Origin of the sequence: Gallibacterium genomosp. 1 (assembly GCF_000771875.1) — a bacterium.
GTDB lineage: Bacteria > Pseudomonadota > Gammaproteobacteria > Enterobacterales > Pasteurellaceae > Gallibacterium.
This window is the reverse complement of sequence record NZ_JPXX01000010.1, coordinates 52,333-69,419: the sequence shown is the minus strand read 5'-3', so window position 1 is coordinate 69,419 and position 17,087 is coordinate 52,333. Positions and strand designations below refer to the sequence as shown.

General features: G+C 37.1%; 15 protein-coding genes. 12 read left to right on the top strand and 3 right to left on the bottom strand.

The genetic code is table 11. From position 1 onward, the window contains the following. Nucleotides 1-3,563 (top strand): hypothetical protein (locus JP36_RS11605; RefSeq protein WP_039172244.1); only part of this gene is annotated, 3,563 nt, incomplete at its 5' end. A 94-nt stretch (nt 3,564-3,657) separates the two neighbouring features. Here the strand turns inward: JP36_RS11605 and menD are convergent. Both menD and JP36_RS04125 read right to left on the bottom strand, forming a co-directional pair. Further along, nucleotides 3,658-5,364: a 2-succinyl-5-enolpyruvyl-6-hydroxy-3-cyclohexene-1-carboxylic-acid synthase gene (menD, locus tag JP36_RS04130; protein ID WP_039172241.1), complete on the bottom strand. Its 1,707-nt coding sequence runs from the start codon at nt 5,362-5,364 to the stop codon at nt 3,658-3,660. Between the two features lie 15 nt (nt 5,365-5,379). Beyond that, nucleotides 5,380-6,663: an isochorismate synthase gene (locus tag JP36_RS04125; protein ID WP_039172238.1), complete on the bottom strand. Its 1,284-nt coding sequence runs from the start codon at nt 6,661-6,663 to the stop codon at nt 5,380-5,382. A 146-nt stretch (nt 6,664-6,809) separates the two neighbouring features. Here JP36_RS04125 and JP36_RS04120 point away from each other — a divergent pair, with 146 nt between their 5' ends. From JP36_RS04120 to JP36_RS04110, 3 genes are all read left to right on the top strand, one after another. Continuing rightward, on the top strand, nt 6,810-8,024 hold the full coding sequence (locus JP36_RS04120; RefSeq protein WP_039135071.1) for a pyridoxal phosphate-dependent aminotransferase: 1,215 nt from the start codon (nt 6,810-6,812) through the stop codon (nt 8,022-8,024). 157 nt (nt 8,025-8,181) lie between these two features. Beyond that, nucleotides 8,182-8,940, top strand: a complete 759-nt coding sequence (gene kduD / locus JP36_RS04115) for a 2-dehydro-3-deoxy-D-gluconate 5-dehydrogenase KduD (protein ID WP_039135068.1) — start codon at nt 8,182-8,184, stop codon at nt 8,938-8,940. A gap of 24 nt (nt 8,941-8,964) precedes the next feature. After that, the gene (locus JP36_RS04110) at nt 8,965-9,876 is read left to right on the top strand and encodes a sugar kinase (protein WP_039172236.1); all 912 of its coding nucleotides are present in this window, start codon (nt 8,965-8,967) and stop codon (nt 9,874-9,876) included. On the opposite strand, the gene kdgR is transcribed toward JP36_RS04110, so the two are convergent. Further along, entirely contained in the window at nt 9,873-10,670 is a 798-nt protein-coding gene (gene kdgR / locus JP36_RS04105) for a DNA-binding transcriptional regulator KdgR (RefSeq protein ID WP_039172233.1), read from the bottom strand. The genes JP36_RS04110 and kdgR overlap by 4 nt on opposite strands. A 278-nt stretch (nt 10,671-10,948) precedes the next feature. On the opposite strand from kdgR, the gene kduI reads away from it, so the two are divergent. From kduI to JP36_RS04065, 8 genes are all read left to right on the top strand, one after another. Further along, nucleotides 10,949-11,791 carry a 5-dehydro-4-deoxy-D-glucuronate isomerase gene (gene kduI / locus JP36_RS04100; protein WP_039172229.1) on the top strand — a complete coding sequence of 281 codons (843 nt, stop codon included), beginning with the start codon at nt 10,949-10,951 and terminating at the stop codon, nt 11,789-11,791. A 48-nt stretch (nt 11,792-11,839) separates the two neighbouring features. After that, nucleotides 11,840-12,826: a TRAP transporter substrate-binding protein gene (locus tag JP36_RS04095; protein WP_039172225.1), complete on the top strand. Its 987-nt coding sequence runs from the start codon at nt 11,840-11,842 to the stop codon at nt 12,824-12,826. 53 nt (nt 12,827-12,879) lie between these two features. Continuing rightward, nucleotides 12,880-13,365, top strand: coding sequence for a TRAP transporter small permease (locus JP36_RS04090; RefSeq protein WP_197494784.1), 486 nt, complete (start codon nt 12,880-12,882; stop codon nt 13,363-13,365). 18 nt (nt 13,366-13,383) lie between these two features. Beyond that, nucleotides 13,384-14,691 carry a TRAP transporter large permease gene (locus tag JP36_RS04085; protein ID WP_039172223.1) on the top strand — a complete coding sequence of 436 codons (1,308 nt, stop codon included), beginning with the start codon at nt 13,384-13,386 and terminating at the stop codon, nt 14,689-14,691. A 31-nt stretch (nt 14,692-14,722) separates the two neighbouring features. Beyond that, nucleotides 14,723-15,247 carry a YgjV family protein gene (locus JP36_RS04080; protein WP_039172220.1) on the top strand — a complete coding sequence of 175 codons (525 nt, stop codon included), beginning with the start codon at nt 14,723-14,725 and terminating at the stop codon, nt 15,245-15,247. A 216-nt stretch (nt 15,248-15,463) separates the two neighbouring features. After that, a complete protein-coding gene (gene rpmB / locus JP36_RS04075; RefSeq protein WP_013746215.1) occupies nt 15,464-15,700 on the top strand; it encodes a 50S ribosomal protein L28 in 237 nt (78 codons plus the stop codon). Between the two features lie 11 nt (nt 15,701-15,711). Further along, complete coding sequence (gene rpmG, locus JP36_RS04070; RefSeq protein WP_005542835.1) at nt 15,712-15,882, top strand: 50S ribosomal protein L33; 171 nt, start codon at nt 15,712-15,714, stop codon at nt 15,880-15,882. A gap of 256 nt (nt 15,883-16,138) precedes the next feature. After that, complete coding sequence (locus JP36_RS04065; RefSeq protein ID WP_039172217.1) at nt 16,139-17,083, top strand: DMT family transporter; 945 nt, start codon at nt 16,139-16,141, stop codon at nt 17,081-17,083. The last annotated feature ends 4 nt before the right edge of the window (nt 17,084-17,087 follow it).

Sequence of the window (17,087 nt, the reverse complement as noted above, 5' to 3'; positions counted from 1 at the left end):
ATGCGAACGACAATGACATTCCAGATGATCAGGAAAATAATAAAGTTGAAATTAGCTTTACGAAAGATACTGGAAGTTCGGCAACAGATAAGATCACTAACAATGGTGAATTGAGTTTCACTCCGCCTCAAGGTTATGTCATTGATAGCGTTACAGTAAATGGTGAAGCGGCTAAATTGGATGGTAATAAGATTACTTTACCGGAAGGTCAGTACGATGAAGGTTCAGTAGTTGTAACTATTCGTAATGAAACAACAGGGCGAACAGCAACGATACTTAATAGTGATCGCTATGTGGTGGATACGACAACACCAAGCGAGCCACAAATTGATGCACCAGCTGGAAAAGATACAACAATTGTATTGCCTACTGATGCTGATATTGGTGATGTGTTTAAGGTGAAGATTACTAAACCGGGTGAAGCAGCAGCAAATGAAATTGAATACCGTAAGACAGAAAATGGTTGGGTACTACAAGGAAGTTCAGTAGAGGGTGTGAACCTTGCAAATGGTATGATTACGGTTGCACAAAATAGTACACCAGTCGGCACAACTATTAATGCAACAGTAACTGACGTTGCAGGTAATTCAGCATCGGCAACTGAGGCAACAGTTAAAGAAATACCAGATCGGGATAAAGATGGTTATACCGATGATGAAGAGGCAAAAGCAGGTTCAGATCCAAATCAGAAAGCTTCTACGCCGAAAACTTTAGCTGATTCGCTATATGAAAAAGCGAAACAGGCATTTGATGACTTCAATGCGAAGAAAACAGAATTTGCAACGAATGGCTTTACACAAAATGAGGTAGATGAGCTTTCGAAAATGTGGCAACCATTGTCATCATTGAAACAAGAAGTGATGAATATTGCAGAATTGGTACATGAAACTGATGGTCAAAAAGCGTTAATTGATAATATAACCGCTTTAAGTGCAGAAGTTCCTGAGCGAAATAATGAGCCGGGTGATGCCTATTGGACTTCGAGAAGTTCACAGCCTGAATTTGAGATGAAACAAAGTGCTTCGTATATAGCTTTTTGGAAATCAGGTAAGACATTGAATGACTATGCATCGGAAAATGGTGGTATTGTTAAGATTGCAGCACAGGATCTTGGTATTACAGATAGTTTTGGTGGGAAAACATTTGCAACAAAACTTGCGGCAACATCAGATGCTTGGATTAAAGGTTTTTCTAATGGTGGGGGTGTAAGTATTACTGAATACCGTGTAGATAAAGATGGAAATATGGAAATTCGGATTGATGCTGAAGCTGCAAAAAAAGTGGATAGCACTACTAACCAAACATTTAAAGTATTTGCTGAGGATGGCACTGAATTAACATTGAATATTCCATTTAGGAATCCGGATACTGAAGGTAATGGTGTTAAGATTCTTGACGTGACTATTTATGATAATAAACAGCCATTAACCGGAGCAGTAGAAAAAAATGGTATCACTAATGATGGTCAATGGTCTGATATTAGGGTTCAAGTTAATAAACAAACACCTTCTGGTACTAATTTGGATAGCTGGAGAGTGAAATTAGAGATCATTGATACTACAGATTCAAATCAAGTAGTTTGGAATCAAGAACAAACTGTTAGTGGTACAGGGAAAGCAGTAATGGGCTTTAATGCTAACGGTTTTAATCCAAAAGATGGGCATACCTATATCTTGAGAGCTAGCTCTTATGATACTAATAATACGAATGCTTTGGGGACTTATACTATTTCCGATAGTGTAGAAAATCGAGTAACGTTAGATACTACACCGCCGGCGGTAGAACATCATATTTATGCCGATGAAGCAGGAAAATTGCACGTTGAATTTACCTTTAAAGAAGATAGTCTTAAAGTGTGGAGAAAAGATGGTGCATTAGAGAACCCACAGACAGATGTTTTACAAAATTATAGCAGTGCAGTAGATGTGGCTCAGAAAGATCATAAATGGAGTACAACAATTAGAGATGGGGAATCAATATTTGTCTTCTATGATAAAGAAGGGAATTCCCAAATTGTTGATTTATTAAAAGATGCAAAAGTGCTTCGTTTAGCTCGTTTAACAACGAATATGAATAAAGACGGAGGTCCTCGTAACTTCGATAGTGATGGTAATGAAGAGCAAAATAAAGATTATGGTTCAAATGGTTTAACAACAGCAAGTGATAAAGACAATATCATTATTCTTCGTCAGAAACAGGGTGGTAATGGGTTTGGTGGCTTTATTGATGGAGGCACTGATCTTCCAGAGTATAAAGCAACTTTACAAACCTATGATCGCAATGATCTTATTGATGCCGTTGGTATGGGAGGTCATACTGATGTGATTACTCGCGGAGGTGATGACACGTTAATCTTGCGTAAAGGTATGAGTGGTTATGGCCCTGCTGGTTATCCGGGTGGTTCATTTGATGGCCCTCAGCGTATCTTAATGGGCAGCGGTAATGATACTTTTAGTATTTTCGGTGTCTTTAAAGACAGCTATGGTATGAATAATACAACTGCGAAAGTATCGATGGGCGATGATGATGATACCATTTCAATTACTCGTTCAATTGAAGCGGATCATGATAGTGAGCGACCATATTCTAACTATTTTAGTCTTGGTGCAGGAAACGATAAGATGACAGTAGGTGGAACGATCACTGATACAGCTCCTCAATGGGCGTCAAATATTATCGATCTTGGTTCAGAAAGTGATGTTTTGACGGTAGGCGGAGAGTTGCAAGATGATGTGTTAATTCTTTCAAAAGACAGTAGCACAATTACTGTAGGAGGAATTGGCGGACAAGCTAATGTAACTATGTTGCTTGGTGCAGGAGATGACACTGTAACTGTGCGTAATAGTGTTAATTACTCTGAAGCCAGAGATAAGGCAATCTTTAAAGAGATTTATAACGCTAGTTTGAAATATACTGGTGATTATCAAGACGATGTACGATCCTGGTATGAAGAGAGTAAAGATGCATTAGCTAAGTTGCCGGATAATAACTATATTATTAATCTTGGTGATGGTAATAATACTATGAGTGTTGGCGGCAATATGATCCATGCAAAAATTGAGTCTGGCTCAGGCAAAGATACGGTAACTATTAATACTTGGGTTCTTTCATCAAATAATATTAAACTTGGTGCAGGAAATGACTCCATTTCGATTAACTCTATGTTCAAAGATGATAGTATCTCTGGTCAATCATTGATTTATGGTGGTGAAGGTCGAGATACAATTAATCTTGGTACACCAAATAGTGATTCAAATAAAGTAAGGTTGGAAATGTATGGTGATATTGGTGGTAACAATATTGATGTTTCTAGCATTGAGGTCTTTAATTTGAATGGTAAAGGTGGAACACTCATTATCGGAAACAAAGGAGATATTGTTAGTGGCAAAGCTTCAACAATTGGTCCGATTGAAGTTCATGGAACGAATGCTGATAGTGTCAGAATAGAAAGTAGTTGGCATAAGGTAGCAACAGAAAATGGTGCGAAGAAATATGAATATAAAAATACAGGTATTTATATTTCCATCGATGATGCTATTAATGTTACTGAATTTTCTGTTTGATTAATTGAGCGTTAAAAACAGGTAATCAAAAACCCATCAAGCTTCCCGCTTGATGGGTTTTTCTTTTGTATTTGATTTGTTTTTTTCTTCTGTATTAATCACCAATAACCGCTTGTGCAATTTGTTCAAGCAAATTTTTATAAATAGTGCTGCCTTCAGTAGCACTTACTTTAATTTCAATAATAGTAGCGGATTTACGCATATAAGCTGTTTTTAGGGTAGAACTTAAATCTGCCCAAGTATAAGGCCGTGCATAATTTAGCTCAAACATATTGGCGATTTGTGAAAATTCTAAATGATGTGGTAAGCGATAATATTGTTCTTTAGCTTCATTTTCTACTGGCAACATATCAAAAATTGCACCGCCATTATTGTTAATTACAAAAATAATGGTAGGCAATTTAACCTTTCTGAATAAGGCAAAAGAGTTGAGATCGTGCAGTGTGGAAATGTCGCCGATAAAAGCGATCAAAGGGCGTTGATGAGCAATAGCAACACCAGCAGCGGTTGCCAATAAACCATCGATACCGCTTGCTCCTCTATTGGTATAAATCGGATAGTTATTAGGCAGTTTGCATAGTGCATCAACTAAACGTACAAAAAGACTATTACCAAGGAAAAGTATGCCATTTGTTGGCAGTAAGCGCTCTAGATGATGAGCCAATGATGCTTCGTTTAAATTGCTTCCAACTTGTTGTTCAATAAATTTATCACAAAATTGTGATAGTGCTAACGGTTCAAGCAACCACGGTTTTTGTCTGAGTGGTGGATGCGCACGCAACCAATGGTGAGCTTTAGCGTGAAAACGGGTTTGTTGATGATGTGCTGGGTCAAGACGGCGTTGTGAAGCATCAATCAGCCAATATTCACCTTGAAACGCTGCTAAAAATTGATTAATTCGTTTACTTACAATGCCACTACCAAGTTGAATCACAATATCTGCTTGCAGTAATTGTTGAAAAACCGTTTTATTCGCTAACCAAATATCGGCGTAAGGCAATGTCGCTTCAACAGTGGATTGTACATCCGTTAGTAATACCCAACCCATTGTATTAACCCAAGTGCTAATTCCCATACTTTGTTCCAATGGCAAACGTCCGACAACGACAATTCCCCGTTTTGTTCTCCATAGATCCCAATTTTCGTGGATCAGCACTTCGACTTGATTTTCCGGATGTTTCACCCACGGTTTTTGGCTGTGTAACCAAGAACTTAGCGGTTGTAACCACGAATGGTTGTCAATTTGTTGCAGATTCGCTTGGTAAAGTGGTTCGGCGAACGGCACATTAATATGTATGACGCCGGGGGTAAGTTGTTGTTGATAACAGGCTTGATCTAATGTGGATACTAACCAATTGGCGCTGTAATCTTGACTTGGTTTCGGCAAATTAATTTCAGCAATCGGATAGTGAGCAAATATTTTTTGTTGGCAAATAGCTTGGTTTGCGCCACATTCGATTAATTCAATCGGACGATCAGCGGTTAATACGATGAGGTTAGTTTGTGTTTGGTAAGCCTCAATAATGGCAGGATAAAGGTTGGCTACCGCAGTTCCGGAGGTAACAATAATGGCAACCGGTTTTTGCGTTGCTTTGGCTAAACCAAGAGCAAAAAATCCTAAACCACGTTCATCAAAGTGAGTATGACAGGTTACACGATTTTCATCCTGTAATCGTGCCGCTTCGAGTGTAAGTGGTGTTGAACGTGAACCAGGTGCAATGCAGATATGATGCACGCCGTAACGGAGCAGTGATTCTAAAATGACTTTAGACCAGCAACGGTTAAATGTACTGATAGACATTGTATTCTCCTTATTTTATTTGAGCTCAAACAGGGAGAGTAATCCGGACATTTTTCTTTCTATTTCTAGCCACTCTTCATCTGCTTGAGATTCTTTAACAATGCCGGCACCGGCAAAGAGGTGTAATTGTTGATTAGTGAGTTCTGCGGAACGTAGTCCAACACAAAATTCAGCAAAAGATTGTGTGATAACTCCGATTGCTCCGGCGTACCAGTTGCGTTGAAACGGTTCATTGTTCTTAATGAATGACAATGCCGGTTGTCTTGGATAACCGGCAACCGCAGCGGTCGGATGTAATGCGAATAATGGTTCCCAATATTGATGTTGCGGCTGCAAGGTTGCCTTAATCGGATGACAGAGGTGCTGAACTTTGCGTAATTGGCGTAATTGTACCTTACCGACTTCAATTGTCTGACAATAAGGTTGAATTTTTTGACAAATATCATCAACAACAAATTGATTTTCCAAGCGATTTTTTTGATCTTGCAATAACCATTGTTGATATCGTCGTTGTTGTTCATCTGTTTCGCCAATGGGGGCGGTACCAGCAAGTGCTTCGGTTTGAAAATCTGAATCAGTGCGGCAGTATAAACATTCTGGACTGGCACCTAAAAAAATAGAATGTGCTGATTCAGCAATCGCAAAGTGGTAACAATGCTGATTAGTTTGACGACTTAATGCTAGCAAATCATAACCATTGAGTGGTTGATTGAGTTGAAATACTGTTTCACGAGCTAGAACCACTTTATTGAACTGCTGTTGTTTGATCGCATTTAATGCGTTTTGGATTAACTGCCGCCATTGAGATTGAGTACTACTTTGATGGTGTAGTATCGGTGTGATGTCCTTGATCTCGTTACAAGTTTGAGGATGCGGCAGTTGTTGTAGAATTTGCAACAGTTGTTGTTTTTCTTGTTGCCAAATTCTTTGATTAAACAATAGCTTAACAGTTAATTTTTGTTGTTGATAATGTAAATAAATACGAGGCAAAATGAACTTTACTTCACCTAAAAATTGGACACCACCGACAAGGTTAAAATGGGGATAGTCTTGTTTAAATGTGGTTAATTCTTCAAACGAGGTGATGTGGCTTACCGCACCGACAGCAGCGATTTCATATTGCTGTTGGCGTTGTTGCAAATAAAATTGTGGAAATACGGCTTGCCCTTTCAACCAAGCGATAAGATCAATGTTTGAAGCCTCTATGGATGCTTGGATTTCACCAAAGCGGCGGCAATCAGGTTGATAAATAGCAATCTGCGTAGTGAGTAATGATTTTAGTTGTTGAAATACATCCATTGTCAATAGCTATTCTATTTATCCAAATGTTATAAAAGCGGTAATTTTACCGTAATTTCAAATAAAGTTCTTGAAAATCTTTCTAAGCTCAAAAAATTAGCGTAAAGTAACCCATTATTGTTAATAAATTGTTTAAGGTGACAGTGATGGATGTTTTCCCAAAATCAGATAAATTAGAACACGTTTGTTATGATATTCGTGGGCCGGTGCATAAAGAGGCTTGTCGTTTAGAAGAAGAAGGGCATAAGATTTTAAAGTTGAATATTGGTAATCCGGCGCCATTCGGTTTTGAAGCACCAGATGAAATCTTAGTGGATGTGATCCGCAATTTGCCGACAGCACAGGGATATTGTGATTCCAAAGGTCTTTATTCCGCACGCAAAGCGATCGTGCAATATTATCAATCAAAAGGACTGCTTAATATTGGGGTCAATGATGTTTATATCGGTAACGGTGTATCAGAATTGATTACGATGTCAATGCAAGCACTTTTGAATGATGGGGATGAAGTGTTGATACCAATGCCTGATTATCCGTTATGGACAGCAGCAGTAACACTTTCCGGTGGTAAAGCAGTGCATTATTTATGTGATGAAGAACAGAATTGGTTTCCGGATATAGAAGATATTAAGCAGAAGGTTTCTCCTCGCACAAAGGCGATTGTGATTATTAATCCGAATAATCCGACCGGAGCGGTTTATAGCAAAGCATTATTATTAGAATTAGCGGAAGTGGCTCGTCAAAATAAATTGATTGTCTTTGCGGACGAAATTTATGACAAAATTTTATATGATGGTGCTGTTCATCATCACATTGCAGCATTAGCACCAGATTTATTAACAGTTACCTTGAATGGCTTATCTAAAGCCTATCGAGTCGCTGGATTCCGTCAAGGATGGATGGTGCTTAATGGCCCGAAAAAGGCGGCTGCCGGCTATATCGAAGGCTTGGATATGTTGGCATCAATGCGGTTATGTGCTACCGTGCCGATGCAACACGCCATACAAACAGCGTTGGGTGGATATCAAAGTATTAACGAATTTATTTTGCCGGGTGGGCGTTTGCTGGAACAGCGCAATAAAGCGTATGAGATGATTAATCAAATTCCCGGTATCAGTTGTGTTAAACCTCAAGGCGCAATGTATATGTTCCCGAAAATTGATACAGAAATGTATAACATCCACGACGATGAAAAATTTGTGTTTGATCTTTTAACTCAAGAGAAAGTGTTGTTGGTTCACGGACGGGGATTTAACTGGCATAAGCCGGATCATTTCCGTATTGTAACCTTACCATATGTCCATCAAATTGAAGAGGCAATGACCAAACTTGCCAGATTCTTAACACATTATCATCAATAATTTCCTTCTGATCCCGTTTAATGCCAAAAGTGTAGTAAGCGGGATTTTTTTGCCATTAGTTAATTAAATATTTTTAATATAAAAATAATAAAACAACTTTTCAAAAATAAAGAAACAGAATATTATTTAATAGGATTTTTTGATTAAGGAGGAAAAAATGTTAGAGAAATTTAATTTATTAGGGAAAGTGGCAATTGTTACAGGATGTAATACTGGATTGGGGCAAGGAATGGCTTTGGGTCTTGCTGCCGCAGGCTGTGATGTTGTCGGAGTAAATCTGAGTGATGCTTCAGAAACTGCAGAAAAGATTACGGCATTGGGCAGACGTTTCATTAACTTACCGGCAAATTTAATGAAACAGGATCAAATTACTTCGCTCGTGGAAAAAGCAGTCGAAGCTTTTGGTAAAGTTGATATTTTAGTAAATAACGCAGGCATTATTCGTCGTCAGGATACGATTGAGTTCAGTGAAAAAGATTGGGATGATGTAATTAATATTAATTTAAAAAGTGTCTTTTTCTTCTCTCAAGCAGTTGCAAAACAGTTTATAAAACAACAATCTGGCGGTAAGATTATTAATATCGCTTCAATGCTTTCATTCCAAGGTGGTATTCGTGTTCCATCTTATACTGCATCTAAAAGTGGAGTGATGGGGATTACGCGTCTAATGGCCAATGAATGGGCAAAATATAACATTAATGTTAATGCGATTGCCCCTGGTTATATGGCAACGGATAATACCGCAGCATTACGTAGTGATGAATCAAGAAGCAAGGAAATTTTAGAGCGTATTCCGGCAGGAAGATGGGGACTGCCAGAAGATGTTGCTGGGCCTTGTGTATTTTTAGCTTCTGCTGCTTCTGATTATATTAATGGATATACAATTGCAGTAGATGGTGGTTGGTTGGCAAGATAGTTATACATAGTGAGGTATCAATAAATGGAGAAAAAAATTGCAATTTTAGGTGAATGTATGATTGAACTCTGGAACGATAATGACTGTTATCGTCAGGGATTTGCGGGGGATACGCTTAATACGGCGATTTACCTTTCTCGATTGTTAGGTACTTCGGCAAAAGTATCCTATCTTACTGGAATAGGGAAAGATGATTTAAGTCGGGCGATGGTTAATTATTGGCAACAAGAAGGTATAGATACTGCTGCGGTCGCTGTCGTTACCGATAAGCAGCCTGGCTTATATATGATTAAAACCGATTCTCAAGGTGAGCGTCGGTTTTTATACTGGCGTAATGATGCTGCTGCACGTTACTGGTTAGCAGATTTGTCTATTAATGAAATAGCAAATCTGCTTTCTGGCTATTCTTATCTCTATTTGAGTGGTATTAGCTTGGCGATTTTACCGAATTGTGATCGGCAGAAGTTATTGGAAGCAATCGCACAGGCTGACATAGAGGTGATTTTTGATAATAATTATCGTCCGGCATTATGGGAAAATGTTGAAGTAGCGAGAGATATTTATAAAAGGATATTGGTATTGTCTGATATTGCATTTTTAACATTTGAGGATGATCAAACATTGTTTGGTTTTACCGACTATGAACAATCTATTCAACAAGCTTTAGAATTAGGTGTGAAAGAAATCGTGGTGAAAAGAGGGAAAGAACCTTGTGTAATAGCCACTAAATCGGAACGTTATCAAGTAGAAGCTACACGTGTAGAAAAAGTGGTGGATACCACTGCTGCCGGTGATTCTTTTAGTGCCGGATATTTGGCAAAACGCCTGCAAGGCGGAACCATTGTGGAATCAGCACAAGCAGGGCATTTGTTGGCTGGAACAGTCATTCAACACAAAGGTGCGATTATTCCAAAAATTGCAATGCCATCAATTTAATTATGGTTTTGTAGCGCAGGATAGCCATAGAAACCTAAGCGTTCGGAGATGTGCTTTCCTGCCTGCTGTAATAAATTGACTAAATATGGGCGATCCTTTTCTTTAAAGCGGATTGTTGGTAAAGAAATTGATATGCCTGCAATAATTTGCCCCAATCTGTTATAAATCGGTGCGGCAATACAGATTAAACCTTCTTCTTGCTCCTCATTATCTTCGGCATAATGATTTTCCCTTACTGAATGTAACTCCGGAATTAATTTTTCAACATTATCAACTGTATTTTTGGTCGATTGTACCATATCAACATCAGCCAAAATTGTACGAACTTCATCATCAGATACTCCGGATAACAGAATTTTTCCAATAGCCGTACTATAAAGAGGATTTCTTCGCCCTATTCTAGATTGCATTCTAAGATTATATTTTGAATCAATTTTATGCATATAAACAATTTCGTGCCCTTCGAGAATCCCTAAATGCAATGCTTCACCGGTTTGTTCTGCAATATATTGCATCTCTTTATCTGCAAAAGAGATAAGATCAACATATTCTAGCGATCTGGCGCTTAGTTCGAAGAGCTTTAAACTTAATCCATATTTATCGCTATCATCTTCCTGATAAACATACCCTAAAGTTTTCATTGTTTGTAGAAAACGATAGGTTGTGCTTTTTGACATCATTAATTTCTGAGACAGTTCGGTTATTCCGATATCTTTTTGTTCCGATAGGATTTCTAAAATACTGAATACTTTCATTACTGAAGCCACAGCTTCAGGTGCATTTTCTTTTTTCATATTTCTATAGGCATCAATTTTTATATCATTACAGATGTTAAATTATAAACAATTGGTTATTAATTAGGAATATCCCGAAGCTTAATCAAGCATTATTCATTATCTCAAGTTAACTTGAGGGGGATATGTTTGTCTAAAATACATAATTAAAGAATTACCTTCCATAAAAATAAAACATTGTTTTAATTTTTTTAGATCTTTATCACAAATTTTGAATTTTTTGATAGACGATACAAAAAAACTAATTTAGAGTAATTCTAATTTTTTAGGAGGTAAAAATGAAAATTTTACACAATATGCATCCAGAGGATGCAAAACATTACGATACGACACGTCTTCGTGAAGCCTTTCTTTGTGAGGATTTATTTCAGCCCGGCAAGATTAATGTTGTTTATAGCCATATTGACCGTTTAGTTGCTTTGGGGGTTATTCCTAATAGCGGAGAAATCTTATTGTTAGATGAGGTAATTGATAAAAAGACGTTTGGTACGGAATTCTTTTTGGAACGTAGGGAACTGGGCATTATCAATTTAGGCGGTACAGCGGTTATTACGACAAAACAGGGAAGTTTCACTGTAGGGCATTTAGATGCAATTTATTTAGGTAAAGGAACAGAAGAGATCACTTTTTCATCTCAAGATGATAAATCTCCGGCTGTGTTATATGGGTTAAGTGCGCCTGCTCATCGCACATTTCCTAGTAAGTTGATTAAATATGTTGATGCCAGAAAAGTCAAATTAGGGACATTAGAAAATTCCAATGCTCGCACAATTAATCAATATCTTCATCCTGAAGTTTTGGAAACTTGTCAATTATGTATGGGAATGACTGAATTAGAAAAAGGTAGCGTATGGAATACGATGCCTGCTCATACACACGAACGCCGTATGGAGGCGTATCTCTATTTTAATATTGAACCTGATCAAGTAGTGTTCCATTTCTTGGGAGAACCGACAGAAACCCGTCATATTGTTGTTCGAGATAAACAATTAATTATTTCACCAAGTTGGTCTATCCATTCAGGTTGTGGTACGAAAAATTACAGTTTTGTATGGGGTATGGTTGGCGAGAATCAAACTTTCGATGATATGGATTTTGTTCCAATGCAGGATTTACGTTAGCACTATTTTAAAAATTTTATTGAATTACCCATTAATAGGAGAGTAATTATGAAAATCTTCAAATTATCTAAAAAAGTAACTCTTTTTGCGGCTGCTATTACGGCGATTTACTCCTCTTCTGTTCTAGCGGCAACAGAAGTAAAAATTGCTTTTAACCAGTCTGATAAACACCCTCAATATCAAGCATTGCAACAATTTGGAGAAGAACTTTCCAAAGCAACGGACGGTCGTTATAAAGTGAATGTTTTTCCTAATGAATTATTAGGGAATCAGAGAGCTTCATTAGAATTAGTGCAGAATGGAGCTATCCAAATGGCTGTTGTTGCTAATCCTTTAGTGGAAAATTTTGATAAAACCTTTGCGGTATTAGGTATTCCATATGTTTATGCCAATACTGCACATCAAGAGAAAGTGTTTACTTCTGGAATTTTAGATGATTTGTTTGCTTCCACTAAGAAGTTCGGTTTTGAGGTATTAACTGCTTATACTGCAGGCGCGAGGAGCCTTTATACCAAAGGTGGCCCAATTAAATCTAAAGAAGATTTGAAAGGTAAAAAAATTAGAGTATTACAGTCAGATACAATGATTAAAATGTTGTCCTGTATGGGCGGTACCGGAGTTCCAATGAACCAAGGTGAAGTTTATACGGCAATTCAACAAGGGGTATTGGATGGTGCAGAAAATAATGAGATTACCTATGCGGATTTGAAACAATATGAAGTAGCACCGTATTTTTCTCGTACAGGACATTTACGCGTAGCAGATTTATTGGTTGTGAGTGATGCTTTTCTTTCCACTATGACGCCAAAAGATCAGGAAACTTTAAAAAAGCTTGCTAGAGAAAGCACTAAAAAAGAATTTGAGTTATGGAATGATCAAATTAAAACTGCGGAAGCTTTTGCAAAAGAGAAAGGAGCTACTTTCGTTGAAGTAGATACAACACCATTCCAAGAAAGTTGCAAACCACTTCAAGAGGAATTAATCAAAACGCCAGCACAAAAAGCATTGTATGAAAAAATTATTGCATTGAAATAGATGCTTAAAGGATAGGCTGCTTGCCTATCCTTATTTATTTTAGGAGGTGTGTGGTGTTTGATATTTTGTTGTTAATAAAGAAAATTTTAGATAGAGCCATTGAATGGATATGTATTTTTATTGTTGGCTTAATGACGGTATTGATTACTTATCAAGTTGTTGTGCGTTATGTATTTAATAGTCCGAGCGCAGTAAGTGAAATCTTATCTCGTTATTTATTTGTTTGGCTAATTTTATTTGCTGGTGCTTATGTTTTTGGTTTAAGAGAACATATGGAAATCGCTTTTCTGAAAAATAAATTTCCTCCGAAATTACAAGTGGTTGCTGATTCTATCTCTGAAATAGTAATTGCAACGTTTGCTATTGGGGTGATGATTATTGGTGGTTATAGTGCAACTGTTAGACAGATGTTCCAATTAGATTCCGCATTGCAAATTCCGATCGGTGTTATTTATTCAGCAATTCCTATTAGTGGAGCAATTATTGTTTTTTATTCTATTTGTAATTTAGCCACGTTTTATCACTGCACAAAAAAATAAATTTCATGGGAGGAAACTATGGATTTAGCAACGACTGCTGCACTTATTATGTTGGTAGGTACAGTATTTTTCTTAGTGATCGGAACACCGATCAGTATTAGTGTCGGTATATCTTCAGTTGCTGCAATGTTAGCAATACTACCTTTTCAAGGAGGGATGGTCACTTCAGCACAACGTATTTTTGTTGGTTTAGATTCCTTTGCATTATTGGCTATACCATTTTTTATTTTGGCAGGAAATATAATGAATAGTGGTGGTATTGCTATTCGCCTAATCAATTTTGCTAAAATTTTTAGTCATTTTTTACCGGGATCTCTTGCTCAAACAACGATTCTTTCTAATATGTTATTTGGTTCGATTAGTGGTTCTGGTGTTGCTTCAGCGGCGGCAGTTGGTGGCATTATGACTCCAATTGAAAAAAGAGAAGGGTATGATCCCCGATATAGTGCCGCAGTAAATATTGCTTCAGCACCGACAGGAATGTTAATTCCACCAAGTAATACCATCATTGTTTATGCAACTGTAGCTGGAAGTGTGTCTGTTTCTGCTTTATTTATGGCGGGTTATTTACCCGGTATTTTATGGGGCGTTGCGGTAATGATTATTGCAGGATTTATGGCTAAAAAAAGAGGCTATATTACAAAAGAGAAAGTGACTTGCAAAGACAGTGTAAAAATTGCATTGGCAGCTATTCCAAGTTTATCGTTAGTCATTATTGTTATTGGGGGAATACTTGCAGGAGTGTTTACTGCAACAGAAGCATCGGCGATTGCTGTTGTTTATTCATTAATATTGAGTTTGTGTTACAGAACGCTTTCTTTGAAGATGCTACCGCAAATTTTTTTACAAACAGCTAAAATGTCTGCAATTGTTATTTTTATGTTGGCAACCTCTTCTGTAATGTCTTGGGTAATGGCATTTACTCAGATTCCGAATATGATTGCCTCCGGATTATTATCTATTACAGATAATCCAATATTAATTTTATTAATTATAAATTTAATTCTTTTATTGGTAGGAACCTTTATGGATCCCACACCGGCGGTATTAATTTTTACACCGATTTTTTTACCTATTTGTATGTCTTTGGGGATGAGTCCTGTACAATTCGGTATTTTATTAGTATTTAATTTATCATTAGGAACAATTACCCCACCGGTAGGGCCAATTCTATTTACAGGTTGTAAAGTAGGAAATGTTGAAATTGAACGGGTTATAAAAACATTATTGCCGTTTTTCTTTGCGATTTTTATGGTATTAATGTTAGTAACATATCTTCCTTCAATTTCAATGTCTATTCCTGAATTAATGGGATTAGTAAAATAAATTCCTAACTATTTTTTAGGATCAATGCGATATGCTAGAACAGATATTTAACTTACCACAATTTTTAGGTGTACTTGCTTTTATTTTAGGTGTGCTAAGTTTTTATCAACGTAATGATAAAAAATTGAAGATTGTGATGCTGGTGCAGAATCTGACCTATATGTCGCATTTTATTTTATTAGGGTCGTCAGTTTCAGCGTTAAGTTCGTTGTTGTCGGCGTGCCGTACAGCAACATCGATTTATGTTTCTTCAAAATATGTTGCACTTTTCTTTGTTATTATAGGGATTATTTTCGGTTATGTAGTAGCGGACTCCTTGTGGCAGTTTTTCCCGATTTTCGGTACAACCATTGGTACAATTTCTCTCTTTTTATTAAAAGGTATTCCAATGCGTTTGTTGATGCTAGTGGGGTCAGGCTGTTGGCTGACAAATAATATTTTAGTAGGTTCATTTGGCGGAATTTTATTGGAATCTACCGTTATTGTGATGAATGCTATTACCATTTTACGATTAGTGTTACAAAATAGAGAGCAACGGCAATATACAATGAAATAGTCAGAATAATAGGAAATTTTTCTCTTTTTCTGCAGGTATTTTATGATCAGGCTTGAGAAATCAAGATAAAGTGAGTATAATCCACGACCTTTAATATAGTTAGTAGCGGGTCGGGTTTTAATACCTGACGAGGTAGCTAACAAATCTAAACCAATTAGAATGTTGGTAATCCGAGCCGTTGAGCTTAAGCTTTAGTTAATTATTGGAGAATTACAAATGTCCAGAGTCTGTCAAGTAACAGGCAAACGTCCGGCAGTTGGTAATAACCGTTCACACGCAATGAACGCAACTCGTCGTCGTTTTTTACCGAATCTACATACCCATCGTTTTTGGGTTGAAAGTGAAAACCGTTTCGTAACTTTACGCTTAACAGCGAAAGGTATGCGTATTATTGATAAAAAAGGCATCGATGCAGTTTTAGCTGATCTTCGTGCTAAAGGCGAAAAAATCTAAGGAGCTGAACAATGGCAGCAAAAGGTGCACGTGAGAAAATCAGACTAGTTTCAACTGCTGAAACAGGTCATTTCTATACTACAACTAAAAATAAACGTAATATGCCGGAAAAAATGGAAATCAAAAAATTTGATCCAGTTGTTCGTAAGCATGTTATTTATAAAGAAGCGAAAATTAAATAATCGTTTTTTTATAAAAAATTTTTTTAATTCTAACTGCACCCAACGGTTCTTACTGATGGGTGCAGTTTTTTATATTTTAATGTTTGAATTGCCTTGATTTGCAAGAGATTGTTCCTCTCAAATACAAATATTCTGCTGTTCTGAACGGTGTTTCAACTATTTAGGCATTTTGATGAAAAAGTATAGTATTCCTGAATTGAGCCATCAAAAGATTGAGAGTATTCTGAGCAGAAAGATAAACAAGTAAGGAAAAACAATGAAGCAGAAGCAAGTAGAACGACCATTATCGGGGTTTTTATTGGCATTGACGACAGCGATCTGTTGGGGATCTCTGCCGCTTGCATTGCAACGTGTTTTAACTGTTTTAGATAGTTACACCATAGTATGGTTACGTTTTTTGGTAGCGATGCTTGGGCTAGCGATTATCTTGCTGGTGACAGGAAAAATGCCGAAGTTTCGCATTGCGTTTAACCCACGTTTTCGCTGGATCACAATTATTGGTACTTTGGGGTTAGCGATAAACTTTATTTTATTCAACACGTCATTGGAATATATTAATCCTTCGGTTTCACAGGTGCTTGGGCAAGTGTCGCCATTTATTATGATGCTTGCCGGTGTGTTGATTTTTAAGGAAAAATTAAGTTGGAACCAGAAAGTTGGTGCATTGCTTTTATTTATTGGCTTACTGACTTTCTTTAATGCCCGTTTAGTTGAATTGTTCACCAGTTTGACCACTTATACTATGGGGGTGATTATCTGTGTTTCTGCGGCAATTATTTGGGTATCTTATGCGATTGCACAAAAATTATTGTTACGCCGTTTTAATTCGCAGCAGATTTTATTTATTTTTTATATTGGTGCGTCATTAATTTTTACGCCGTTAAGTCATCCGACTAAACTAGTTAATTTGACCTGGCCGATAGCATTATGTTTAGTCTATTGCTGTTTAAATACATTAATTGCTTATGGTGCTTATGCCGAAGCCTTAAACCGTTGGGAAGTGTCCAAAGTGAGTTCAATTCTTACTTTAACGCCATTGTTTACCATTGTGTTTGTTGAAACTTTCCACCGAATCTATCCGGATATTGTGCCGGCTTCTGAATTAAATACTTTGGCGTATATCGGTGCTTTTATCGTTGTATTAGGTGCACTATGTTCAGCATTAGGACATAAATTATTGAAAAAACGTCCTGTGACGTAATAGG